General features: G+C 68.4%; 23 protein-coding genes. 3 read left to right on the forward strand and 20 right to left on the reverse strand.

From position 1 onward, the window contains the following. Nucleotides 1–4: 4 nt before the first annotated feature. Nucleotides 5–1396, forward strand: a complete 1392-nt coding sequence (locus G6N61_RS13335; RefSeq protein ID WP_163918959.1) for an NAD(P)/FAD-dependent oxidoreductase — start codon at nt 5–7, stop codon at nt 1394–1396. Nucleotides 1397–1413: 17 nt separating this feature from the next. On the opposite strand, the gene G6N61_RS13340 is transcribed toward G6N61_RS13335, so the two are convergent. From G6N61_RS13340 to G6N61_RS13400, 13 genes are all read right to left on the reverse strand, one after another. After that, complete coding sequence (locus tag G6N61_RS13340) at nt 1414–4092, reverse strand: glycosyl hydrolase family 28-related protein (protein ID WP_235887526.1); 2679 nt, start codon at nt 4090–4092, stop codon at nt 1414–1416. 125 nt (nt 4093–4217) lie between these two features. Then, nucleotides 4218–4538, reverse strand: coding sequence for a 30S ribosomal protein S17 (gene rpsQ / locus G6N61_RS13345; protein ID WP_163918960.1), 321 nt, complete (start codon nt 4536–4538; stop codon nt 4218–4220). Beyond that, nucleotides 4538–4771 (reverse strand): 50S ribosomal protein L29, encoded by a 234-nt coding sequence (rpmC, locus tag G6N61_RS13350; protein ID WP_163918961.1) that lies wholly within the window; start codon nt 4769–4771, stop codon nt 4538–4540. The genes rpsQ and rpmC overlap by 1 nt, the downstream gene beginning before the upstream one ends. Beyond that, nucleotides 4771–5187, reverse strand: a complete 417-nt coding sequence (gene rplP, locus G6N61_RS13355) for a 50S ribosomal protein L16 (RefSeq protein WP_163918962.1) — start codon at nt 5185–5187, stop codon at nt 4771–4773. Before rplP ends, rpmC begins: the two co-directional genes overlap by 1 nt. 3 nt (nt 5188–5190) lie before the next feature. After that, nucleotides 5191–6060: a 30S ribosomal protein S3 gene (rpsC, locus tag G6N61_RS13360; protein WP_163918963.1), complete on the reverse strand. Its 870-nt coding sequence runs from the start codon at nt 6058–6060 to the stop codon at nt 5191–5193. Then, on the reverse strand, nt 6060–6596 hold the full coding sequence (gene rplV, locus G6N61_RS13365) for a 50S ribosomal protein L22 (protein WP_163918964.1): 537 nt from the start codon (nt 6594–6596) through the stop codon (nt 6060–6062). The genes rpsC and rplV overlap by 1 nt, the downstream gene beginning before the upstream one ends. Further along, nucleotides 6596–6877 carry a 30S ribosomal protein S19 gene (gene rpsS, locus G6N61_RS13370; RefSeq protein WP_163797122.1) on the reverse strand — a complete coding sequence of 94 codons (282 nt, stop codon included), beginning with the start codon at nt 6875–6877 and terminating at the stop codon, nt 6596–6598. Before rpsS ends, rplV begins: the two co-directional genes overlap by 1 nt. An 18-nt stretch (nt 6878–6895) precedes the next feature. Then, a complete protein-coding gene (gene rplB / locus G6N61_RS13375; RefSeq protein WP_163918965.1) occupies nt 6896–7732 on the reverse strand; it encodes a 50S ribosomal protein L2 in 837 nt (278 codons plus the stop codon). Nucleotides 7733–7760: 28 nt separating this feature from the next. Further along, the gene (gene rplW, locus G6N61_RS13380) at nt 7761–8063 is read right to left on the reverse strand and encodes a 50S ribosomal protein L23 (RefSeq protein ID WP_163918966.1); all 303 of its coding nucleotides are present in this window, start codon (nt 8061–8063) and stop codon (nt 7761–7763) included. Next, entirely contained in the window at nt 8063–8722 is a 660-nt protein-coding gene (gene rplD, locus G6N61_RS13385) for a 50S ribosomal protein L4 (protein WP_163918967.1), read from the reverse strand. The genes rplW and rplD overlap by 1 nt, the downstream gene beginning before the upstream one ends. Further along, a complete protein-coding gene (rplC, locus tag G6N61_RS13390; protein WP_163918968.1) occupies nt 8722–9375 on the reverse strand; it encodes a 50S ribosomal protein L3 in 654 nt (217 codons plus the stop codon). The genes rplD and rplC overlap by 1 nt, the downstream gene beginning before the upstream one ends. Nucleotides 9376–9389: 14 nt before the next feature. Then, on the reverse strand, nt 9390–9695 hold the full coding sequence (gene rpsJ / locus G6N61_RS13395) for a 30S ribosomal protein S10 (RefSeq protein ID WP_003883485.1): 306 nt from the start codon (nt 9693–9695) through the stop codon (nt 9390–9392). A 456-nt stretch (nt 9696–10151) separates the two neighbouring features. Continuing rightward, nucleotides 10152–11753 (reverse strand): carboxylesterase/lipase family protein, encoded by a 1602-nt coding sequence (locus G6N61_RS13400; protein WP_407666487.1) that lies wholly within the window; start codon nt 11751–11753, stop codon nt 10152–10154. Between the two features lie 117 nt (nt 11754–11870). Between G6N61_RS13400 and G6N61_RS13405 the strand changes: the two genes are divergently transcribed. Further along, a complete protein-coding gene (locus G6N61_RS13405; protein WP_163918969.1) occupies nt 11871–13121 on the forward strand; it encodes a cytochrome P450 in 1251 nt (416 codons plus the stop codon). Here the strand turns inward: G6N61_RS13405 and G6N61_RS13410 are convergent. Next, complete coding sequence (locus G6N61_RS13410; RefSeq protein WP_163918970.1) at nt 13114–13746, reverse strand: TetR/AcrR family transcriptional regulator; 633 nt, start codon at nt 13744–13746, stop codon at nt 13114–13116. The two genes, G6N61_RS13405 and G6N61_RS13410, sit on opposite strands and share 8 nt — an antisense overlap. Before the next feature lie 93 nt (nt 13747–13839). On the opposite strand from G6N61_RS13410, the gene G6N61_RS13415 reads away from it, so the two are divergent. Continuing rightward, a complete protein-coding gene (locus tag G6N61_RS13415; RefSeq protein WP_163918971.1) occupies nt 13840–15441 on the forward strand; it encodes an MFS transporter in 1602 nt (533 codons plus the stop codon). Here G6N61_RS13415 and mftG read toward each other — a convergent pair. The 6 genes from mftG to mftB form a co-directional block, all read right to left on the reverse strand. After that, nucleotides 15431–16858: a mycofactocin dehydrogenase MftG gene (gene mftG / locus G6N61_RS13420; protein ID WP_163918972.1), complete on the reverse strand. Its 1428-nt coding sequence runs from the start codon at nt 16856–16858 to the stop codon at nt 15431–15433. The genes G6N61_RS13415 and mftG overlap by 11 nt on opposite strands. A gap of 27 nt (nt 16859–16885) precedes the next feature. Next, the gene (gene mftF, locus G6N61_RS13425; RefSeq protein ID WP_163918973.1) at nt 16886–18298 is read right to left on the reverse strand and encodes a mycofactocin biosynthesis glycosyltransferase MftF; all 1413 of its coding nucleotides are present in this window, start codon (nt 18296–18298) and stop codon (nt 16886–16888) included. Next, complete coding sequence (gene mftE / locus G6N61_RS13430; protein ID WP_163918974.1) at nt 18295–19026, reverse strand: mycofactocin biosynthesis peptidyl-dipeptidase MftE; 732 nt, start codon at nt 19024–19026, stop codon at nt 18295–18297. Before mftE ends, mftF begins: the two co-directional genes overlap by 4 nt. Nucleotides 19027–19153: 127 nt before the next feature. Next, nucleotides 19154–20329, reverse strand: coding sequence for a pre-mycofactocin synthase MftD (mftD, locus tag G6N61_RS13435; RefSeq protein WP_163918975.1), 1176 nt, complete (start codon nt 20327–20329; stop codon nt 19154–19156). Nucleotide 20330: 1 nt separating this feature from the next. Then, complete coding sequence (mftC, locus tag G6N61_RS13440; protein WP_163918976.1) at nt 20331–21548, reverse strand: mycofactocin radical SAM maturase; 1218 nt, start codon at nt 21546–21548, stop codon at nt 20331–20333. Then, on the reverse strand, nt 21545–21892 hold the full coding sequence (gene mftB / locus G6N61_RS13445; protein ID WP_163918977.1) for a mycofactocin biosynthesis chaperone MftB: 348 nt from the start codon (nt 21890–21892) through the stop codon (nt 21545–21547). The genes mftC and mftB overlap by 4 nt, the downstream gene beginning before the upstream one ends. Between the last annotated feature and the right edge of the window lies 1 nt (nt 21893).

Here is a 21893-nt window from a genome sequence, read left to right on the forward strand (position 1 = left end):
CACCGTGGTGTCGAACGGAAACCCGTTGATCGTCGGCGCGGGTCCGGCCGGGCTCACCGCTGCCCTGAAGCTGGTCGAACGGGGAGCCACACCGCGAATCTTCGAGGCGACGAACCACGTCGGCGGTCTGGCCCGCACGCCGACCGACGGAGAATGGCGCATCGACCCCGGAGGTCACCGGTTCTTCACCCAGAGCGAGGAGATCCTCGACCTCTGGAAGTCGCTACTCCCGCCCGACGAGTGGATCTCGGTGCCCCGGCGCTCGGCCATGCTCGTCGACGGTCACTTCGTCCGGTACCCGCTCGTCGGGCGTGATCTGTTGACGCAGATGGGCATCGCGAAGGGAATGCGCGGCGCAGGCAGCCTGCTGTGGTCCCGGCTCTGGCATGACGTCCCGACCCCCGGCACGGCCAGCTTCCGCGAGTGGGGCACCCACGAGTTCGGCCGACACTGGTATCGGAAGTTCTTCGACGGCTACGTGCGGAAGACCTGGCTGGCCGATCCCGCGGAGATCGCCAGCGATTGGGCGAACCAGCGCATCAAGCCGATTACCTGGCGCACACCCCGGGCGGACGATCCGGCTGAGCAGGACGTGTTTCGCTACCCCCGGTTCGGTCCCGGCCAACTGTGGGAGGCAGCGGCGGCGAGGCTCGCAGAGTCGGGCACCATTCCCAATCTCCATTCCCAGGTCTGCGCCGTGCGGTACGACGGCCGGGGCTGGACGTTGGAGCTACACGACGGCCAGACCGTCTCCGGGGACGCCGTGTTCTCGAGTATGCCGCTGCGGTTGCTGGTCGAGACGCTGGACCCGGCGCCGCCCAGGCACATCCGTGCGGTCGCGGCGGCCCTGCGCCATCGCGCGGTCATCACGGTGGCCGTTGCGTTGCGCCAGCAGTACGACATGCCCTACAACTGGGTCTACACCCCCGGCAGTGAGTTCCGGGTCGGACGAATCCAGAACTACGGGCACTGGTCCCGTGCGCTCGCCCCGCACGATTGGAAGGGCAGCTACCTCGGCCTCGAGTACTTCACCCTGCCCGACGAAGACACGTGGGTGGCGAGCGACGCGGGCTTGGGCGCAATCGTCGAGCAGGACCTGCGTGCACTCGGCTTCGACGACCCGGTGATCGACCACCTGATGATCGTCCGGTCGCGGTTCGCCTATCCGGTCTACGATCCCACGCGCGAACGGAACGTCGCTCGCATTCGCGACTACCTCCGACAGAGCCATCCGACGCTGCACCCGATCGGCCGAAATGGCATGCATCGCTACGACAATCAGGACCACGCGATGCTGAGCGCGATGCACAGCGTCGACCGGTACTTCGGAGCCGAAGTCGACCCGTGGCGGGTGAACACCGAGCGCGGGCATCACGAGACCGGGGTGCAGAAGTAGCGGGTGCAGAGCGCGTGTCAGAGCGGGGTGGTGTCGCCGTACGTCGCTGATCGCCACTGCGGCGTGGCCTCGCCTTCGTGGCGCCACTGAGCATTGATGTACCAGTCGACGGGCCCGTAGGGGCCGCCCTGGACGACGATGTCGGAGTCCACGTCGTCGCGACCGCTGACGTACGTGACGTTCTCGATGCGGACACCTTGGCCTGCGACGTCCTGATCCGGGTTGCCGCCGCCGAGTTCCACTGCCCACCATGACGTCCCGACGTGGTCGTCCATCGTCACCGTGATGTTCGCGATGTCGAGGTCGTAGACCTGCAGGATCTGTACGCCGTAGCCCGACCCGGTGCCGCGTCCTGGCAGATACGCCGTGATGTTCTCGAAGGAGGCGTCCTTGACCCGGTACAGCACGACGGCGCTGCCGTCCGCACCGCTGGACGACACGTTGCCGAACGTCACTCCGGCGATGTCCTGGACGAGGATCCGTCCGGGACCCTCGAGCACCAGGTCGTCGATCGTCAGGTTCGCCGACGGGAGGCCGGCGACGTCGAGCGCCCCGCGGATCGCGCCAGCGCCCGTGACGATGACGTCACTCGGGTGGTCGGCGACGAGTCGTACGCCGTCGATCACCGAGTCGCGCAGCGAGGCCAGCAGGATTCCGCCGTTGCCGCCGACGGTCGGTCCGCTGGCGGCCAGGCTCTCGGCGTAGACGTTGCGCAGCGTGATGCCGGCGAACTTGCTCGTCGTCACCGCGGGGGTCTCGACGGCGAGCGACCAGTTCTTCGAACCGCGGATGACGACGTCGGTAAACGACGAGCCTCCGAAGTCCCACCACATGGAGGCCTCAGTGCCGTCGATGTTATTGGTGGCCAGCACGATTCCGGTCTGGGCGCCGTCGATCGTCACGTCTGAGAAGTGGATGTCGCGCGACGCGAGGCTCGTCCAGTCACCCGGGCCGACCGCCTTGGCGGAGTTGAGCTGGATTCCGTAGTCCTTGCCGGTCACCGTCACGTCACTGATGGTGATGTCGTAGCCACCCTGGACCCGGACGCCGCTGGCGGAGCCACCGGTCACCGTGATGTGGGAGGCGACGGAACCGCCGTTGTTCCATTCGCCGAGGCCGGCTTGATTGAACGGACCGTCTCCGGGTCCGTAGGTCCATTGCTGAGTCGGGTCGTAATAGGTCACGAAGGCCAGACCGTCGTCGCCGGTGTTCTGCGCGACGAGACCGTCGACCGTGACGCGGCGATTCGCGTTGAAGTGCAACCCGTCGGCCAGCGTTCCGATGGCGGTGAAGTTCGTGACGGTCACGTCGGACGCTCCCATCACGACCGCTCCGGTCTGCGGTGCGTTGACCACGCGAGCGTTGACGATCGACACGAACTGCACGGTGCCGGTCGAGCCCGTCCAACCCGCCGGCGGCGGGGAGTCGGATGGCCAGCCGAGCACCGAGATTCCGTCACCGAAGCTGCGTGCGGATGGCCGGGTGACCCACTCGACGGTGGGGTTGATGATCGCCACGTGGGACGCCGAGCCCTCGATGCGGATGCCGTGGCTCGTGCCGTGTCCGGCGGCGTCCAGGTTGTCCATCAAGAGCCGGGCACCGGGCGCGAACTCGACCGTCACGTTCGACAGTCCCTTGAGCAGGACCGCTGCGTTGCCGGCGGGCTGCTGTTGGGCGAACCGGTAGTTCCCCTGCGGGAAGTACAGCCGCTCGCCCGACGACAGCGCCGCCTGCGCGGCCTTGATGGCGGCAGAGTCGTCGGTGATCCCGTCTCCGACTGCGCCGTAGTCCTTTACGTTGATGGTGGTGACGGGCGCGGTGGAGGTCGTCGCCGACGTCGTCGACTGATTGCCGGTCTGGGAGATGGTCGCGACGCCGAGTTGTCGGCGTACCCATGCCAGGACGGCCCACAGCGATGGCGATTCGACGGGTCCTGGCGCACCGGTGGCGTCGATCGTGCTCAGCAGGGTCGCGACGATGCCGGCGGGTTGCGCTGAAAGCCGTTCTGGCACATCGGGTGCGGCGATCACGGCGACTTCGGGTGTCGTCGTCTCCGAGACCGGGCTGGGGTCGGCCGGTTCGGCGATCACCACGATCTCGACAGATGGCGACGCCGGTTCCGTCGGCCGATCGGTCTCGACGTCCGTGCCCGAGGCGGAATTCGAGCCGCCCACCGGGGCGTTGGTGGCGTTCGTGGGAGTGGGTTGATGCTGCGCCGGTGAGGGTGTCGACACGGCCGTGTCCGATCCGTGGTCGCCGTCGGCGCCGCCGGTGGGCTCCGGCTCCCGAGGTTCGGTCACGTCGCCGTCGGGTTCGACCGGAACTTCTCCCGTGGCATCCCCGTCCGCATCCGACGGAACCTCGGGTTCCGGATCGGCGGGATCGTCGGACTCGTCGCGATCGGTCACCGGGTCGGTGGCCGGTTCGGAGTCGGTGGCCGGGTCGGAGTCAGCGGAGGTGTCGGACGCGCCGCTACCGTCCCGCGCGGGACCCGTGGCCGAAGAGCCCTGCAAGGGCGTCGTATTCGACGACGGGGCATCGGCGTTCGACGCGCCGGCCGACGGCGACGACGAACTGGGTCCGGGTGCATCCGATGCCGACGGTTCCGCGGCGCTGATGCCGGGACCGGTCACCAGAGCCAACCCGATGCCCGCAGCGGCGACCACCCCGCTCATGCCGTATGCGCGCTTGTCCACCGGACATGACCCCCAATTTTTGACACACGTGACAATTAGTCATCCTCACCATATCCCCCCGGGGCGGATGGCAACGCAAAACGCCCGGTCCGTTATACGGACCGGGCGTGTGCGTAAGGCGTGTGTTACTTGGCCCTTTCGAGGACCTCGACCAGGCGCCAGCGCTTGGTCGCCGACAGCGGACGGGTCTCCATCAGGGACACCCGGTCGCCGACGCCGGCGACGCCGTCTTCGTCATGCGCCTTGACCTTGGTGGTCGTGCGGATGATCTTGCCGTAGAGCGGGTGGCTCTTGCGATCCTCCAGCTCGACGACGATGGTCTTCTGCATCTTGTCGCTCACCACGTAGCCGATACGGGTCTTGCGACGGTTGCGGGGCTTCTCGGTCTTGGGCGTGTACGCCGGACCCTTCGCACCGCTCTTGGTTTCACTACCGTTGTCTGCCATTACGAATCCTCACCAACGGGTCCAGACGCCAGACCCAGCTCACGTTCGCGCAACACCGTGTAGACGCGCGCAATCTCCTGTCGCACCGTGCGGAGCCGACGGTTGTTCGAGAGCTGGCCGGTGGCCATCTGAAAGCGAAGGTTGAACAGCTCTTCCTTCGACTCCCGGAGCCGACCGGTCAGCTCGTCGTCGGTCATCTCGCGCAGTTCGCCAGGCGAAGTTCCCACTGCCATCAGAACTGCTCCTCTCTGGTAACGATGCGTGCCTTGATCGGCAACTTGTGGATGGCGCGCGTGAGTGCCTCGCGCGCGACCTTCTCGTCGGGGTAGCTCAGCTCGAACAGCACGCGGCCGGGCTTGACGTTCGCGACCCACCACTCCGGCGAACCCTTGCCGGAACCCATGCGGGTCTCAGCGGGCTTCTTGGTCAGCGGGCGGTCCGGGAAGATGTTGATCCACACCTTGCCGCCACGCTTGATGTGCCGGTTGATGGCGATACGAGCGGACTCGATCTGCCGGTTGGTGATGTAGGCATGGCCGAGGGCCTGGATGCCGTAGTCACCGAAGCTCACCGAGGTGCCACCGCTGGCGATGCCGCGCTGCTGCGGGTGGTGCTGCTTGCGGTGCTTGACCCTGCGGGGAATCAACATGTGCTAGCTCCCTGACTCTTGCGTAGTGCTCTCGGCTGCACCTGCGGCAGCTTCGGTGCCCACGGTCGCCTCGGCGATGGCGGGCGATTCGTCCCCGGCCGAACCGGACGCAGCGCGGCCGGCCTCGGTGCTCGTGGCCGTCGTGCCCGATGCGCCGCTGCGGCGCGGACGGGTGGCACCCGTCGGACGCTCGCGACGGGGACGGTCGGCGCCTGCCGGTGCCGCGGCGGTCAGCTCGCGCTTGCCACCGACGATGTCGCCCTTGTAGATCCAGACCTTCACACCGATGCGACCGAACGTGGTCTTGGCCTCGTAGAGGCCGTAGTCGATGTCGGCGCGCAGCGTGTGCAGCGGCACCCGGCCTTCGCGGTAGAACTCCGAGCGGCTCATCTCGGCGCCACCGAGGCGGCCCGAGCACTGCACGCGGATGCCCTTGACGTTGGGCTGGCGCATCGCCGACTGGATCGCCTTGCGCATCGCACGGCGGAACGCCACGCGGTTGCTCAGCTGCTCGGCGACACCTTGAGCGACCAACTGCGCGACCGACTCCGGGCTCTTCACCTCGAGGATGTTGAGCTGGACCTGCTTCTTGGTCAGCTTCTCCAGGTCGGTGCGGATGCGGTCGGCCTCGGTGCCGCGGCGACCGATGACGATGCCGGGACGCGCGGTGTGGATGTCGACGCGGACGCGGTCACGGGTGCGCTCGATCTCGACGTCGGCGATGCCGGCGCGCTCGAGACCCGTGGCCAGCAGCTTGCGGATCGCGACGTCTTCCTTGACGTAGTCCGAGTACTGCTTGTCGGCGTACCACCGGGACTTCCACTCGGTGGTGATGCCGAGCCGGAAGCCGTGGGGGTTGATCTTCTGGCCCACTACTCCGAGCCTCCCTTCGCGTCAGACGCTTCGGTAGTCGTGTCGGCCTTCGTATCGGCCTTCTTGGCGGACGCCTTGGCCGGAGCCTGTCCCTGCGTGCTCTTGGCCTTGCTGCCCTGCGCACGACGTGCGCGCGCTGCGGCAGCCGATCCGGCACCCTTCGAGCCCTGGTCCCTCGACGGGCGGCTCTCGACGATCACCGTGATGTGGCTGGTGCGCTTGCGGATCCGGAAGGCGCGGCCCTGGGCACGCGGACGGATGCGCTTGGCGGTCGGGCCCTCGTCTGCGTAGACGGCGGCGACCACGAGCGTCGACGGGTCGAGTCCGTCGTTGTTCTGCGCGTTGGCAGCTGCGCTCGCGATGACCTTGGCCACCGGCTCGCTGGCGGCCTGCGGTGCCCACCGCAGGATGTCCAGCGCGTCGGACACGGACTTGCCGCGTACCAGGTCGATCACCCGGCGTGCCTTGGACGCCGAGACGCGCACGAAGCGCGCCTTCGCCGTCGCGGACGGGTATTCAGTGATTGCAGTGGTCATTAGCGCCGCTTGCTCTTCCGGTCGTCCTTGATGTGACCCTTGAACGTTCGCGTCGGGGCGAACTCGCCCAGCTTGTGTCCGACCATCGACTCGGTGACGAACACCGGCACGTGCTTGCGACCGTCGTGGACGGCGAAGGTGTGACCGATGAAGTCAGGGATGATGGTCGATCGACGCGACCAGGTCTTGATGACCTGCTTCGTATTCTTGTCGTTCTGAACGTCGACCTTCTTCAACAGATGGTCGTCGACGAACGGACCCTTCTTGAGGCTGCGTGGCATAGCTCTTTCCTTCCCGGCCTAGCGCTTGTTCTTGCCGGTGCGCCGGCGTCGGACGATGAGCTTGTCGCTCGGCTTGTTCTTGCGGGTGCGGCCTTCTGGCTTGCCCCACGGGCTCACCGGGTGACGACCACCGGAGGTCTTGCCCTCGCCACCACCGTGCGGGTGGTCGACCGGGTTCATGACGACACCACGGACGGTCGGGCGCTTGCCCTTCCAGCGCATGCGGCCGGCCTTGCCCCAGTTGATGTTCGCCTGCTCGGCGTTGCCGACCTCGCCGACGGTGGCGCGGCAGCGCACGTCGACGCGGCGGATCTCACCGCTGGGCATGCGCAGCGTCGCGTAGGTGCCTTCCTTGCCGAGCAGCTGGATGCTGACACCGGCGGAGCGGCCCATCTTCGCGCCGCCACCGGGCCGCAGCTCCACGGCGTGGATGACGGTACCGGCGGGGATGTTGCGCAACGGCAGGTTGTTGCCGGGCTTGATGTCGGCGTTGGCGCCCGACTCCACGATCGTGCCCTGCTTCAGTCCCTGCGGCGCGATGATGTAGCGCTTCTCGCCGTCCAGGTAGTGCAGCAGTGCGATGTTCGCGGTGCGGTTGGGGTCGTACTCGATGTGAGCGACCTTGGCGTCGACGCCGTCCTTGTCATGACGACGGAAGTCGATGACGCGGTAGGCGCGCTTGTGGCCGCCACCCTTGTGCCGGGTGGTGATGCGACCGTGGGCGTTGCGACCGCCGGTGCCGTGCAGCGGGCGGACCAACGACTTCTCCGGCGTCGATCGGGTGATCTCGGCGAAGTCGGAGACGCTCGAACCGCGGCGACCGGGGGTCGTCGGCTTGTACTTGCGAATAGCCATGTCTAGTGAATCCTTAACTCCCGGCCGATTAGGCCGGTGCTCCGAACAGATCGATCGGCTTGCTGCCGGCGGCCAGCGTCACGATGGCGCGCTTGGTGGCCTTGCGCTGGCCGTAGCCGGTGCGGGTCCGCTTGCGCTTGCCCTGCCGGTTGGCAGTGTTCACGGAGTCGACCTTCACGTCGAAGATCTTCTCGATCGCGATCTTGATCTGCGTCTTGTTCGAGGAGGGGTGCACGATGAACGTGTACACGTTGTCCTCGATCAGGGCGTAGCTCTTCTCCGAGATGACCGGGGCCAGGATGATGTCGCGGGGATCGGTCACGGTAGCCATCAGGCAGACACCTCCTCTGTGCTCTTGGTCTTCGCGCCCGAGATGTACGCGTTCAGGGCCTCGACGCTGAACACGACGTCATCGGCGTCGAGCACGTCGTAGGTGTTGAGCTGGTCCGGCGAGATCACGTGCACGCCGGGCAGGTTGCGCACGCTCTTCGCGGCGATCTCGTCGCTGCGGCCGATCACGATCAGCACCTTGCGACGGTCGGTGAGCGATCCGAGGAACGTCTTCACCGCCTTCGTCGACGGCGTCTGTCCGCTGATCAGCTCCGTGACCGCGTGGATCCGGTCGTTGCGGGCCCGGTCCGAGAGCGCCCCGCGCAGTGCGGCGGCGATCATCTTCTTCGGGGTCCGCTGGCTGTAGTCGCGCGGCTGCGGGCCGTGCACGACGCCACCGCCGGTGAACTGCGGCGCACGCGTCGAGCCCTGGCGGGCGCGGCCGGTGCCCTTCTGGCGGTACGGCTTCTTGCCGCCACCGGAGACCTCGCCGCGCGTCTTGGTCGAGTGCGTGCCCTGCCGCTTGGCGGCCAGCTGCGCGATGACGACCTGATGCATCAGCGCGATGTTCGGCTCGACGTCGAACAGCTCGGCGGGCAGATCGACGCTGCCGTCGGTCTTGCCGTCCGGGGTGCGAACGTCAATGCTCTTCGCTGCCATTACTTTTCACCTCGTTTGATCGCGCTGCGAACCACGACGAGTCCGCCGTTGCGGCCGGGGATGGCGCCCTTGATCAAGATGACGCCGTTCTCGGCGTCGACCTTGTGGACCTTCAGGTTCTGCGTGGTGATCCGGTCGGAGCCCATGCGGCCCGACATCCGGGTGCCCTTGAAGACGCGACCCGGGGTGGCGCAGCCACCGATCGAGCCGGGACGACGGTGCACGGCCTGGGCGCCGTGGGAGGCTCCCTGACCCTTGAACCCGTGCCGCTTCATGGTGCCCGCGAAGCCCTTGCCCTTGCTGGTGCCGGTGACGTCGACGAACGCGCCGTCGACGAAGATCTCGGCGGTCAGCTCCTGACCGACCTCGTACTCCGACGCAGCAGCCTCGTCGTCGAGCCGCAACTCGGCGAGGTGACGGCGGGGGTTGACGCCCGCCGCGGCGAACTGACCGGTGACCGGCTTGGTCACCTTGCGCGGGCTGATCTCGCCGTACGCGAGCTGGACGGCGCTGTAGCCGTCGCGCTCGGGGGTGCGGATGCGGGTCACCACGTTGGGGCCGGCCTTGACGACCGTGACGGGAACGACCTTGTTGTTCTCGTCGAACACCTGAGTCATGCCCAGCTTGGTGCCCAGAATTCCCTTACGTGCCATGGTTTCTGGTTCTCCTACTGGATGTTCACGTCGACACTGGCCGGCAGATCGATGCGCATGAGTGCGTCAACGGTCTTCGGCGTCGGGTCGAGGATGTCGATGAGACGCTTGTGGGTGCGCATCTCGAAGTGCTCCCGCGAATCCTTGTACTTGTGGGGAGACCGGATGACGCAGTACACGTTCTTCTCGGTCGGCAGCGGCACCGGGCCGACCACACTGGCGCCCGTACGGGTGACCGTCTCGACGATCTTGCGCGCAGAGGCGTCAATGGCCTCGTGGTCGTAGGCCTTCAGCCTGATGCGGATCTTTTGTCCCGCCACGCTTCTCCTACCTCACTACTAACGGGCCCCGTCAGGGCCTGGTCTGTTGCGCCGCCCCCGGGTTGCCCCGAGGTGCGCGCGCTGGCTGTGCCGCCGCTGTTTACGTATCTGTGGTTCACCGACCCCCGCGGTCGGGTGTGTCGCCCTCACGCGCACTCGCTCGCGACTGATTTCGTCACGTTCGAGGTTGGGACCGGATGCATCCCTGAGGACACTGGTCGCATGCCTCTACCAGGCAGACCCGAAGGTCCCCGTCCCGGCTCGAGGCAACCCGAACAGTATGCCTCAGATCCGGGCGTCGTCCAAATCCCCCGGCGAAGCCATGCGAGCACGTTCAACGTGCGGTCAGGGCGACTTTACCGGGCCGCTCCCGAGCCGGGCCCAACCCCCGCCGAGACTGCGGGGAGATCGCGTTTTCCCGCCAGATCGCGATCTGACAGCAGGCTCGGTGCACCGCTAGCGCTGGAGGGTGGCCCAGAAGTCGCACTGGTGCACCCGGGTGAAGTCGTCGGCGACGTGGGTGTCGTCGGGGACGAACGACAGCCGGTCGCTGCGCGCGGGGTCGTCGCCGGCCTCGGGCCACTCCGGTAGACCCTCGACCCCGGGCGCTCCGGTGCGGACGAACTCGCTCCAGTAGTCGATCATCTGGTCTGACAGCGTCTGCTGGGCAGGGTTCAGCGGCGGCGCCCCGCCGACGTCGAAGAGGTACCGCAGCTCGAGTGAGTGACTCGCGCCGACCGGGAAGGGCAACGTCCGGAACGGCTCGGGAGTGGGCGCCTTGCGGTCGTTGAACTCGTAGGCGTACACCGGCGACTCGCGGGAGAGGTCGGCGGTGATGCGCTGGTCGACGCACGTGAACTCCCCGTCGGTGACGGCAGCCGAGTAGGCCAGCGGTGCGCTGCCGCCGTAGCGGTCCAGCGGATACCTGGCCGCGACCGCGTCGGCACCGCGGCCGAAGGTCTGCGCCAGCACGCCCGGGTACTCGGCGGGCAGCAGGTCCTGGCCGCGGAGGTACTCGAGCGCGAGGAAGAGGGTGAACTCGTCGCGGTTGCTACCGATCAGGAGCGGCACGCGCGCGGCGTCCCCCGCGGCGAAGGCGGCCATCGGGTCGACGGGCAGGGTCGTCGTGCCCGTCACGGGACCGCTGAGGGCGTCGTCGCCGATCCGGAAGTACTCGACGGGGTCGCGCAACTGCTTCGCGGGCACCGCGCGCAGACACGCGGCGGCCGTCGCCGGGTCACCGCACCCGACGTCGCGCGCGTAGTCGACGCTGATCCGCTCCGCCTCCGGCAGTGCCAGTTGGGCCTGGCACGGGCCGCTCTGGATGATCGCTCCGTCGAACAGGTCCTTCGACCCGGGTGCGACGAGGTGGTCGCACACCGACATCCCGCCCGCGGACTCCCCCGCGATCGTGACCTTGTCGGGGTCGCCCCCGAACGCGGCGATGTTGTCGTGCACCCAGCGCAGTGCGGCCTGCTGGTCGGCCAGCCCGTAGTTGCCGACCGCACCCGCGGGCCCGAGCGAGGGGTGCGCGAGGAACCCGAGTGCGCCGAGCCGGTAGTTGAGGGTGACGACGACGATGTCACCGCGCGTCGTGAGCCACTTCGAGTCGTAGATGCCACTACTGCCGTTGATGAACGCGCCGCCGTGGATCCACACCATCACCGGCTTGCGCTCGTCCTGGTTCGCAGGCGGTGTCCACACGTTCAGCGTCAGGCAGTCCTCGTCGGTCTGGCGGCCGATCTCGGGATCGCCGACGTCCTGGATGCAGCGCGGCCCGACGCGGGTGGCCTTGCGCAGGCCGGTCCACGGCTGCGCGGGTGCGGGCGGTTGCCACCGCAGCGCGCCAACGGGCGGCGCGGCGTACGGCAGACCACCGAAGAACCGGTGATCGGGAGCGACGACACCGCGCACGTCGCCCTGCGCGGTGGTCACGACGGCCGGATCCGGTGGCAGTGCGGAGGAGTCCGTCGACGATCCCGCTCCCCCGCAACCCCCGATCAGGAGCGCGACGGCGAGCAACGCGATCGGACGACACCGCCGGAGGGACACCACGATCGCCGAGCGTACTGATGCGCTCGGAGTCGATCCGCGCAAACCGGCCGTGGCCGCCCGCCCGCGCACCTAGACTCCGTTGACACCCGTCAACTGCGCAGCCCGCAAGCGAGGAGTCACATGAGCACGCCCACGATGGACGAAGCAGCGAAGGTCCTTGCGGACCCGAAGGCATACGCCGACGACGAGCGGCTACATACCGCGCTGACCCACCTGCGCGCGAACAATCCCGTTGCCTGGATTGACAATCCGCCGTACCGGCCATTCTGGGCGATCACGAAGCACGCGGACATCATGGCGATCGAGCGGGACAACGAGCTGTTCATCAGCGAACCGCGACCACTGCTCTCGACCGCTGCCGCCGACGACTACGCCAAGGCGCAGCTCGACGCGGGCATGGGACTGCGCACGCTGATCCACATGGACGATCCGCACCACCGCAAGGTGCGAGCGATCGGCGCCGACTGGTTCCGGCCGAAGGCCATGCGCGACCTCAAGGTCAGGGTGGACGAACTGGCCAAGCGCTACGTCGACCACATGCGCGACATCGGTCCGGTTTGCGACTTCGTCACCGACATCGCCGTGCAGTTCCCGCTGTACGTGATCATGTCGCTGCTCGGCCTGCCCGAGGAGGACTACGGGCGCATGCACATGTTGACCCAGGAGATGTTCGGCGGCGACGACGACGAGTACAAGCGGGGCACGACGCCCGAGGAGCAGATGGCCGTCCTGCTCGACTTCTTCGGCTACTTCTCGAAATTGACCGCGGCGCGGCGGGAACACCCGACTGACGATCTCGCGTCCGCCATCGCCAACGGGCGCATCGACGGGGAGCCGCTGTCGGAGATCGACACCGCCTCGTACTACGTGATCGTCGCGAGCGCGGGCCACGACACGACCAAGGACGCGATCTCCGGTGGCCTGCTCGCCCTGATCGAGAACCCGTCCGAACTCGACCGGCTCCGTACCGACCCCGGTCTGATGGGCACCGCCGTGGAGGAGATGATCCGCTGGTCCACGCCGGTCAAGGAGTTCATGCGCACGGCGACGGCGGACACCACGGTCCGCGGGGTCGACATCGCCAAGGGTGATTCGGTGTATCTGGCCTACGTCTCGGGCAACCGCGACGAGGACGTCTTCGACGAGCCGTTCCGCTTCGACGTCGGGCGTGACCCGAACAAGCACGTCGCCTTCGGGTACGGCGTCCACTTCTGTCTCGGCGCCGCGTTGGCCCGGATGGAGATGAACAGCCTGTTCACCGAACTGGTGCCGCGACTCGAGTCGATCGAGCTGACGGGCACCGCCGAGCTGAGTGCGACGACCTTCGTCGGCGGGCTCAAGCACCTGCCGATTCGCTACTCGCTCAAGTAATTTCGCGGTTGATCACGTGCGTGGCGAGGAAGCCGTCGACGGCAACCTCGGCGATCTGCCGGTAGTCGAAGTCGGGCAGCGTGCTCAGCTTGCCGAGCACGATGGGCCCCAGTAGCAGCGCTGCGGCGCGGGTCCGGTCGACCTCGCCCAGCGCGGCGATCGCGACGTCGCTGTCGAGCACGGCGTCGAACGGTGCCGCGTACTGCTCGGCCACCCGTTCGCGCAGGGTCTGCACTTCCTGGCTCTCTGCCGATCCCTTGTGGCGGCCCCAGGGCAGCTGCTCCATGTCGCCGCCGAGTGCCAGCCACGACATCGCGGCGATGCTGACCGGCGCCTCCGCGATGAGTTCGGCCTGGGCCTGCACCATGGCCACCAGGCGGTCGCGCAGCGAGCCCTCGTCGGGCGGGATGGGCGCCGGCGGGATCAGCGCGTGGAACGCCGCTGCCACCAGATCGTTCCCGCTCGGGAAGTGACGGTAAAGCGTGGCGCGCGCGACGTTGGATGCGCGGGTGACGGCGTCCACGGTCACGGCCGTGGGGCCGCCCGCGCTCAGCAGCGCCGTGGCCGCGTCGAGCAAGCGGGCCCGCGACCGAGCAGGCCTGGGGTCGGTGCGTCCAGCGGTCATCGGTTTGAGTCACCTCCAACGCGGGAAACAAGACTGTTAGTCTCGCATCAAGACGGAATGTCTTGAAAATATCCCATCCGGAGGGAGTCGCGCGTGGTCGACGCTCTCGCCCGGCCAGATCAGCCTACCGACGCCGCCATGGCCGCCATGTCATCTCGGGCCCGCGTCTGGCTGCTGATCGTCGCCTGCCTCGACGTCAGCCTGGTCGTCTCGTCGATGATCGCCCTCAACACCGCGCTCGGTGACATCGCGGTCGACACCTCCGCCACCCAGACCCAACTCACCTGGGTGGTCGACGGCTACACGCTGGTGCTCGCTTGCCTGCTGCTGCCCGCCGGTGCGGTCGGAGACCGGTACGGCCGCCGCGGCGCACTGCAGATCGGCCTTGCGATCTTCGCCGTCGCCTCGTTCGCGCCGGTGATCTTCGACAGCCCAATGCAGATCATCGTCGCCAGGGCGGTCGCGGGTGCCGGCGCGGCGTTCGTCATGCCCGCCACGCTGTCCCTGCTGACCGCCGCCTACCCGAAGTCGGAGCGCAACAAGGCAGTAGGCATCTGGGCCGGTGTCGTCGGCTCCGGTGCCGTGCTGGGCTTCCTGGGTTCGGGGCTGCTGCTGAACTTCTTCGCCTGGCAGTCGATCTTCTGGTGCTTCGCCGGTGCTGCCGCCGTCCTGTTCGTCCTGACCCTCACCGTCTCGTCCTCGCGCGACGAGAACGCCACGCCGCTGGACTGGCGCGGCGCGGCCCTGATCGGCGGCGCGGTGGCGGTCTTCGTGTTCGGCGTCGTCGAGGCGCCGGTGCGTGGATGGACCGACCCGCTGGTCTACGGCTGCATGGCCGCGGGCCTCGCGCTGGCCGCGGCCTTCGCCGTGGTCGAACTGCGCCTGACCCATCCGCTTCTGGACGTCCGGCTGTTCGGCAGGCCGGACTTCGCCACCGGGGCCGTCGGCATCACGATCCTGTTCTTCGCCAACTTCGGCTTCTTCTTCGTGTCCATTCAGTACATCCAGCTGGTGATGGGCTACAGCGCGCTGAAGACGGCGGTCGCCATCGCCCCGCTGATCGGACCGGTCCTGATCCTCAGCGCGACCAACAACTGGTATCTACCCCGGTTGGGGCTGCGGCTGGTCCTGACCGTGGGACTGATCCTGATCGCCGCGGGGCTGATGTCGATGCGCCTGCTCGAGATCGACTCCCCCTACCTGCAGCTCGCATGGCCGTTGCTGGTCATGAGCACCGGCATCGGATTGTGCACCGCACCAACGACGTCGGCGGTCATGGGTGCGGTACCCGACGAGAAGCAGGGCGTCGCTTCGGCGGTCAACGACGCGACCCGCGAGATCGGCGCCGCCCTCGGCATCGCGGTGGCCGGCTCGATCCTGGCCGCGCAGTACGGCAACCTGATCGGGTCACGACTCGGCGGTCTGCCCGAGCAGGTGCGGGCGCCCGCGACGGACTCACTGGCCCAGGCGCTGGCCGTCGCCGACCAGATGGGACCCTCCGGCGCCCGGCTGGCCGAGATCGCGCAGTCGGCGTTCGTGGAGTCGATGAACGCCTCCCTGCTGGTCCTCGCGTCGGTGATCACCGTCGCGGCGGTGCTGGTGGGACTCTGGGCGCCAGGCCGGGACGGCCGTCAACTCAAGGCAGTGCAGCAGCTCACGCGGCGACGGAACGCTCCGGAACCGGTCAGCGACTGACGAATTCGGCTGCGCGGTGGCCGATCATGACGATCGTCGCGTGCGGACCCCGCCCGGTGATGCTCGGCATCACCGAGCCGTCCACGACCCAGAGCCCCTCGACGCCGCGCACTCGGCACTGCGGGTCGAGCACCGCGTCGTCGTCGAGGCCCATCGGTGCCGACCCGCACAGGTGCTGCGACGTCGACCAGAACGATTGCCGCGCCGTGTATCCCGTGCCCGCGAGGTCGTGGGCCAGCTCGGCGCCGGCCTCGAGTAGGGCGACGTCGGCCGGTTCCGCGTCGTAGCGGTGCTCGATCAGCGGCGGCACGGCGGGGTCGGCGGACACGATGGTGATGACACCCCGCGCCCGGGGCCGCATCAACGTCACGCCGAGATGTGGGCGATCCTCGGGGTCGTCGCCTGGCCCGCCCGTCATCGCGCCGAAGCCCGTCGTGTACGGCCTGATCTCCAGACCGTCCTCGGTCACGAGCACCGCCTCGAGCGGCGGACGCCCTGGGGCGGCGGGCCAGTCGACGGGCAACACCAGTTCGGGGTGGTCGGCGCATCTGGTCCCGACGGGGAGGTCGGCCACCACGGGCACTCCCGCGTCGGTCAGCGTGCGCGCCGGACCGACACCCGAGAGCATCAGCAGGTGCGCCGATCCGATCGCGCCCGCGCACAACGCGATTCGGTCGGCGGTTACCAAGACGTCCCCGTCGGGTCCGCGGCACTCGGCGCCGACGACTCTGCCCCGCTCGATGCGCAACCGGGTGACGTCCGTCCGGTCGAGCACCCGCAGGTTCTGCCGGCCAGCGGCCGGACCGAGGAAGGCGCCGCCGGGGCCCACGCGGGTACCTCGATCGATGTTGAGCGGAACCGCTCCCACACCGGGCTCCAGTGGTGCGCCGGGTGACGACCCGTTCAGGTCCTCGAGCCAGGGGTAACCGAGTTCGCGCGCGGCATCGACGAAAGCACGTGCCCCCACTTCGAATTCGTGCACGCGGCGGATCAGCATCGGGCCATCGGTGCCGTGCAGCGGGCCGTCGACGTCGCGGTCGGTCTCGATGGCACGGAAGTGTGGCAGCACGTCGTCCCAGCTCCACCCGGGCAGCTGCCAGGCGTCGAAGTCCTCGGGCAGTCCGCGGCAGAAGTAGCCACCGTTGACGGCGCCGGAGCCGCCGACGACGGCGCCTCGCATGATCGTCGTCGAGCGCGGCGGGTGGTCGGTCAGCGTCGTGCGGTACCGGCGGACCACCGAACTGGCGTCGCCGATGGGCAGTCGCAGCCCGTCGCTGATCTGCGCCATGACCCGCGGATCGGACGGCCCGGGCCCGGATTCGACGACCACCACGCGGCATTCGGGGTCGGCCGAGAGTCGTTCGGCCAGAACGCAGCCTGCGCTGCCCGCGCCCACGACGAGCACATCAGCGTGCAACGGTGTCGATCCTTCTCGCGTGGATTCTCAGGTCCGGATCTGCGGCTTGAGAGCGCCGAGGTGACGCTCGCGGACGACGCCCGTCCACAGTCCGAGACCGTAGGCGATGTCGTCGAGACGCTTGAGCAGCAGGTAGCTCAGCAGCCCCACGCGGTGGGCGTCGCCGTCGGCGTCGGCATGCCTGGTGGCCCAGTCGACGACACCGTCCACCACGGCGGCGACCAGGACCACCTGCCTGCACCGTTTGAACAGCACGGCGGCGACCAGTGCCAGCGGCCAGTAGTGTCTGCAGATCGCCGACGCCAGCTGCAACGCCGCGGCCCAGAGGCCATGGGCGGTGACTGCGGCGACCTCCTTGGGCGCAGTGTCGACCGAGCTGAGCGCCTTGGCGATGCGCCGCCCGGTCAGCACGGCCACCAGCGTGGAGGCGAGGTAGCCGATGCCCGAACCCATGGCGAGCAGCAGCCACGCCAGCAGCGTCCACCCGGAGATCACCAGCGGGGCCGTCTTACCCGGGTGCCGAACGGCCAGCGGTGCTGCCGACGACCCGTAGAACGCCTTGCGGGTGAACCACTCTCGGAGCTGGGTGCGGTGGTCGTGCCCTACCAGGGCAATCGGCTCGTAGCGCAGTCGGGCACCGGCTTCGATGAACCGCCAGCACAGGTCGACGTCCTCGCCCGACTGCAGCGTCTCGTCGAAGCCGCCGACGTCGGCCAGGGTCTGCCGACGGCAGACGATTGCGGCGCTCGGCACGTAGGACACCGTGCCGAACGGCACCACGGGCGCCTCCCGCTGGCCGAGGTCCAGCGACGAGCGCACCGACTCGTAGCGCGCGACCAGGTTGTCTGGCTCGTGCAGCGCAACGATGCGGGGGGCGACGAGCGCCACGGCGGGGTCGCAGAAGTGCCCCAGCAGCGCCTCGAGCCATCCGCGGCGCGGCACCACGTCGGAGTCCAGGAAAGCGACCAGGTCGGTACCGCTTGCCTGCAGACCGGTGTTGCGGGCGGCGGCCGGGCCCCTGCTGGTGGGGTGGCGCAGCACCTGGAGTTCGCACCGCTGCGCGTCGAAGTCCGACGGCCTGATCGGCACGGCCGAGCCGTCGTCCACGACGATCACCCGCATCCCCCGCAACGCCCGCACCAGCCGCTGGGCCCCGGATGCATTGTCGCGCACCGGAATCACCACTGTGACGTCGCGATGCGACGGGCCCGACGCGGGCCGGGGGTGCGCAACGGTGGCGTCGAGGAGCGTGCGTGCCAGCTGGGCGCTCTGCGCATCGTGCACCTCGAGCCTGCCACCTCGGAGCATGGTCTGGGCGGCCGGGGCCAGCCGCAACAGTCGTGTGGGGGAACCCCCGAGCAGCGCCGCACCGGAACCGAGCACCTTGACACGCCGATCCACCTGTACCGCGAAGCCGTCGGGCAGGCGCGGCCCCGTCACCTCAGCATCCCGTCGGGCCGCGGAGCCCACGCGGATATGGCGGCGACGGCGCCGTTCACCATCTCCCCCAGCAACGTCTCACCGTCGGCGGCGGTGGCGGTGGTCGGGTCGCCGAGCACTCCGACGGGACTCACCGCGGCGATGCCGCCCTCCCGCATCCGGGGCAGCAGTTCGGCCAGTGGCGCGCCGTTTCCGGCAACGCGTTCGTCGAGCCACACGTCTTCCGGCGAAATATGTAGCAATACAGACGTTTCGGTATGGCCCGCGTGGGCATCGCCGCCGCGGACGGTGCACGAGCACCAGGCGGCATCGCGCCCTTCGTCGCGCAGCAAACCCACCGCCTCCCGCAGCGCCGCGACGTTGCCGCCGTGGCCGTTGACGAACACCACGCGCGAGGCCCACTGACACGCCGACCGGCCGAATTCCAGGAGCAGAAGTCGCAGCGCAGCCGTACCGATGGAGATGGTGCCCGGGAAGTCCTGGTGCTCACCACTGGAGCCGTAGCTCACGGCAGGCGCGAGCGTCCAGTCGCCCGGCAGCCGGCCAGCAACCGCCGTAGCCACGGCAACGGCGATGCGGGTGTCGGTGTCGAGTGGCAGGTGTGGCCCATGCTGCTCCAGCGCACCAATGGGAACGATCAACGCGGGCGACAGATTGCTCAGCTGCCTCGACGTCGAGTTCCCAAGCCCCCCGGGTAAAGCCACCCGCCGATGGTAGGCCGAATTCACCTGCCGTGCGCCGATTGTTGGCGTATGAACTGCATCCATCTTCACCTCGGGCGCGTCGGCACCCGATGGGCCATCACGTCAGCCCCGTGAGCCACGCCAGCCCCAATCGGGTGCGACGGCGCCGAGGTCAGGCTCCGAGCGTGCGAGTGAATCCCTCGGGTACCAGGATGTCGTCCGGCGTGAGGTCGTGGATCGAGGAGTGACCCATGCCCATGAGCGCCGAGTCGATTCCGCCGCGCAGGATGTCCAACACGTTCTCGACGCCGGCCTGACCGTTGGCCGCCAGACCCCACAGGTAGGCCCGGCCGATCATCACCGCGCGGGCGCCGAGCGCTACGGCCTTGACCACGTCGCTGCCGCGTCGGATGCCGCCGTCCAGCAACACCTCGACCTGATCGCCCACCGCTGCCGCGACGGCAGGTAGGCAACGGATCGCCGCCGGGGTGCCGTCGAGGTTGTTGCCGCCGTGATTGGACACCGAGATCGCCGAAACGCCCGCGTCCACAGCACGTTTCGCGTCGTCGACCCGGACGATCCCCTTCATCATGAACGGGCCGTCCCACCGCTCGCGCAGCCACGCGATGTCCTCCCAGGTCGGAGGCGGCGTGCCCATCCACTCGCCGTAGGCCTCGAAGAACGCAGGTCCGGGCTCTCCGCGCCGTCCCTGGTTGGGAACCCGCAGGTCGGGCGGGCTCAGGGTCTTGCCGAAGTCCCAGAGCCATCGGGGCTTGGTGAGCACCTCCGGCGACATCTTGATCATGGTGCGCAGGTTCATCTGCTCGGGGATCTTCGGGCTGCCCCAGTCGCGGCCGTGCGAGAAGCTCCAGTCGGTCGTGGTGATCAGACCCACCGCGCCGGCCTCCTTGGCGCGCTGCGCGCGTTCCAGGATCGCCTCGCGACCGCCGAGCCAGTAGATCTGGAAGAAGACCTTGCCGTTGACCGCCACCACCTCTTCGATGGGCTTGCTGGCGAACGAGGACAGTCCCATGGCCGTGCCACGCGCCGCGGCTGCGCGCGCGACGGCCACCTCACCCTCGGGATCCACCGCCTGCACGCCGGTCGGCGAGATGATCACCGGCATCGAGATCTCTTGTCCCATCACCGTTGTCGTCAGGTCCCGCTTCTCCGCAGCACCGACCACGTGCGGGGCGAAGCCGAGTTCGGAGAACGACTCGACGTTGTCGGAGACGGTCAAGCCCTTCTCGCTCGCGGAGATCAGCGACGAGTAGACGGACTTGGGCAGACGCTTCTTCGCGCGTTGCTGCGCGATCGCCACGGTTTCGAACCAGATGTCACGGGCCATGTCAGACGGGACTTTCGTTGCAGTACGACTTGGGGGGCGCCGACGGTGGAACGACCAGCAGTTTGAGCGGGATCGGACCCTTGCGGCCACCGGATCGGGAATGGTCGACACTCGACTTCGGCTTGCTGCGTTCGGCCGCGAGCGCGGGCTCGCCGTAACCCTGCACGCACTCCGGGTCGGGCCCGTCCAGCGGCAGACCGGTGAAGAACTTGGCCGCCATGCATCCGCCGCGGCACGCGTCGTAGTGGCCGCATCCGCTGCACGCACCGGCCGACTGCGGTTCGCGCAGCTCGTTGAACAGCTGCGAGTTCTGCCAGACGTCCTGAAAACCATTGCTGGTGAGGATGTTTCCGGCCAGGAACTTCTCGTGGATGGCGAACGGGCAGGCGTAGACGTCGCCGACCGGGTCGATCAGGCACACCACGCGGCCTGCGCCGCACAGGTTGAGCCCGGCCAGTGCGCCGGGCTCGCCGAGGCCGGACAGGTGGAAGAACGAGTCGCCGGTGAGGACGCCTTCACCGCGGGCGACCAGCCAGTCGTAGAGCTGAACCTGCTGCGCGGCGGTGGGGTGCAGTTCGTCCCACACGTCGGCGCCGCGGCCCGACGGCCGCAGGCGGGTGATGCGCAGGGTCGCGCCGTACCGGTCTGCGAGATCCTTGAAGTCGTCGAGCTGGTCGACGTTGTGCCGCGTGACGACCACCGAGATCTTGGCGTCGCGGAAACCCGCGGCGGCGAGGTTCTCCAGCGCGCGGATCGCCATCGCGAACGAACCGGGTCCGCGCACCTCGTCGTTGACCTCTGCGGTCGCGCCGTCGAGCGAGATCTGCACGTCGACGTAGTCACTGGCTGCCAGCTTCGCCGCGACCTCGGGCGTGATGCGAACCCCGTTGGTGGAGAACTTGACGCCCACGTGATGCTCGGTCGCGTAGTCGACGAGTTCCCAGAAGTCCGATCGCACAGTGGGTTCGCCGCCGCCGATGTTCACGTAGAACACCTGCATGCGCTCGAGTTCGTCGATCACGTCCTTGCACTGCTGCGTGCTCAGCTCTCGGGGGTCGCGCTTGCCCGATGCGGACAGGCAGTGCACGCACGACAGGTTGCACGCGTAGGTCAATTCCCACGTGAGACATATCGGCGCGTCGAGACCCTTCTCGAACTGGTCGACGAGCCGGGGCACGTGCTGTATCGCCGGGGCGGGCGCCGATTCAACGGTGGTCATGAAGTCTCCTTGGGGACCAGCATCTTGGACTGGACGAGCACGCCCAGCGCGTGCACGTAAGGCGCCTGCTGGTCGTCGTCGATGCCGGCGGCACGCAGGGCTGCGCGCGCGTCGGGATGATCACCCAGCGCGTTGACCACCTCGACGATCTTCCGGTTCTTGAGGAACGAAAGCTTGCGGGTGCCAAAGTGATACAGCAACGCCCCGAACGGCTCGGGCCGCACTGCCACCTGGTGGTGCAGCCGCCAGCCGGCGTCGGGATCGAACCGCGGCGCGGGGACCACCGGGCCGTCGGGCACGGTCGACTCCGACCCCGACTCGAAGGCCGCGGTGGACGCCGACATG

It is taken from the genome of Mycolicibacterium arabiense (genome assembly GCF_010731815.2).
GTDB lineage: Bacteria > Actinomycetota > Actinomycetes > Mycobacteriales > Mycobacteriaceae > Mycobacterium > Mycobacterium arabiense.

Bases quoted from the DNA above. Each gene is read 5' to 3' on its own strand.
- G6N61_RS13410 (WP_163918970.1), bottom strand. From the start codon at position 13,746: ATGACCGCTGGACGCACCGACCCCAGGCCTGCTCGGTCGCGGGCCCGC.
- G6N61_RS13405 (WP_163918969.1), top strand. From the start codon at position 11,871: ATGAGCACGCCCACGATGGACGAAGCAGCGAAGGTCCTTGCGGACCCG.
- rplD (WP_163918967.1), bottom strand. From the start codon at position 8,722: ATGGCAGCGAAGAGCATTGACGTTCGCACCCCGGACGGCAAGACCGAC.
- mftC (WP_163918976.1), bottom strand. From the start codon at position 21,548: ATGACCACCGTTGAATCGGCGCCCGCCCCGGCGATACAGCACGTGCCC.
- rplW (WP_163918966.1), bottom strand. From the start codon at position 8,063: ATGGCTACCGTGACCGATCCCCGCGACATCATCCTGGCCCCGGTCATC.
- rplP (WP_163918962.1), bottom strand. From the start codon at position 5,187: ATGTTGATTCCCCGCAGGGTCAAGCACCGCAAGCAGCACCACCCGCAG.
- rpsQ (WP_163918960.1), bottom strand. From the start codon at position 4,538: ATGGCAGACAACGGTAGTGAAACCAAGAGCGGTGCGAAGGGTCCGGCG.
- rplV (WP_163918964.1), bottom strand. From the start codon at position 6,596: ATGACCACTGCAATCACTGAATACCCGTCCGCGACGGCGAAGGCGCGC.
- rplC (WP_163918968.1), bottom strand. From the start codon at position 9,375: ATGGCACGTAAGGGAATTCTGGGCACCAAGCTGGGCATGACTCAGGTG.
- rpsS (WP_163797122.1), bottom strand. From the start codon at position 6,877: ATGCCACGCAGCCTCAAGAAGGGTCCGTTCGTCGACGACCATCTGTTG.
- mftD (WP_163918975.1), bottom strand. From the start codon at position 20,329: ATGGCCCGTGACATCTGGTTCGAAACCGTGGCGATCGCGCAGCAACGC.
- rplB (WP_163918965.1), bottom strand. From the start codon at position 7,732: ATGGCTATTCGCAAGTACAAGCCGACGACCCCCGGTCGCCGCGGTTCG.
- mftB (WP_163918977.1), bottom strand. From the start codon at position 21,892: ATGTCGGCGTCCACCGCGGCCTTCGAGTCGGGGTCGGAGTCGACCGTG.
- rpmC (WP_163918961.1), bottom strand. From the start codon at position 4,771: ATGGCAGTGGGAACTTCGCCTGGCGAACTGCGCGAGATGACCGACGAC.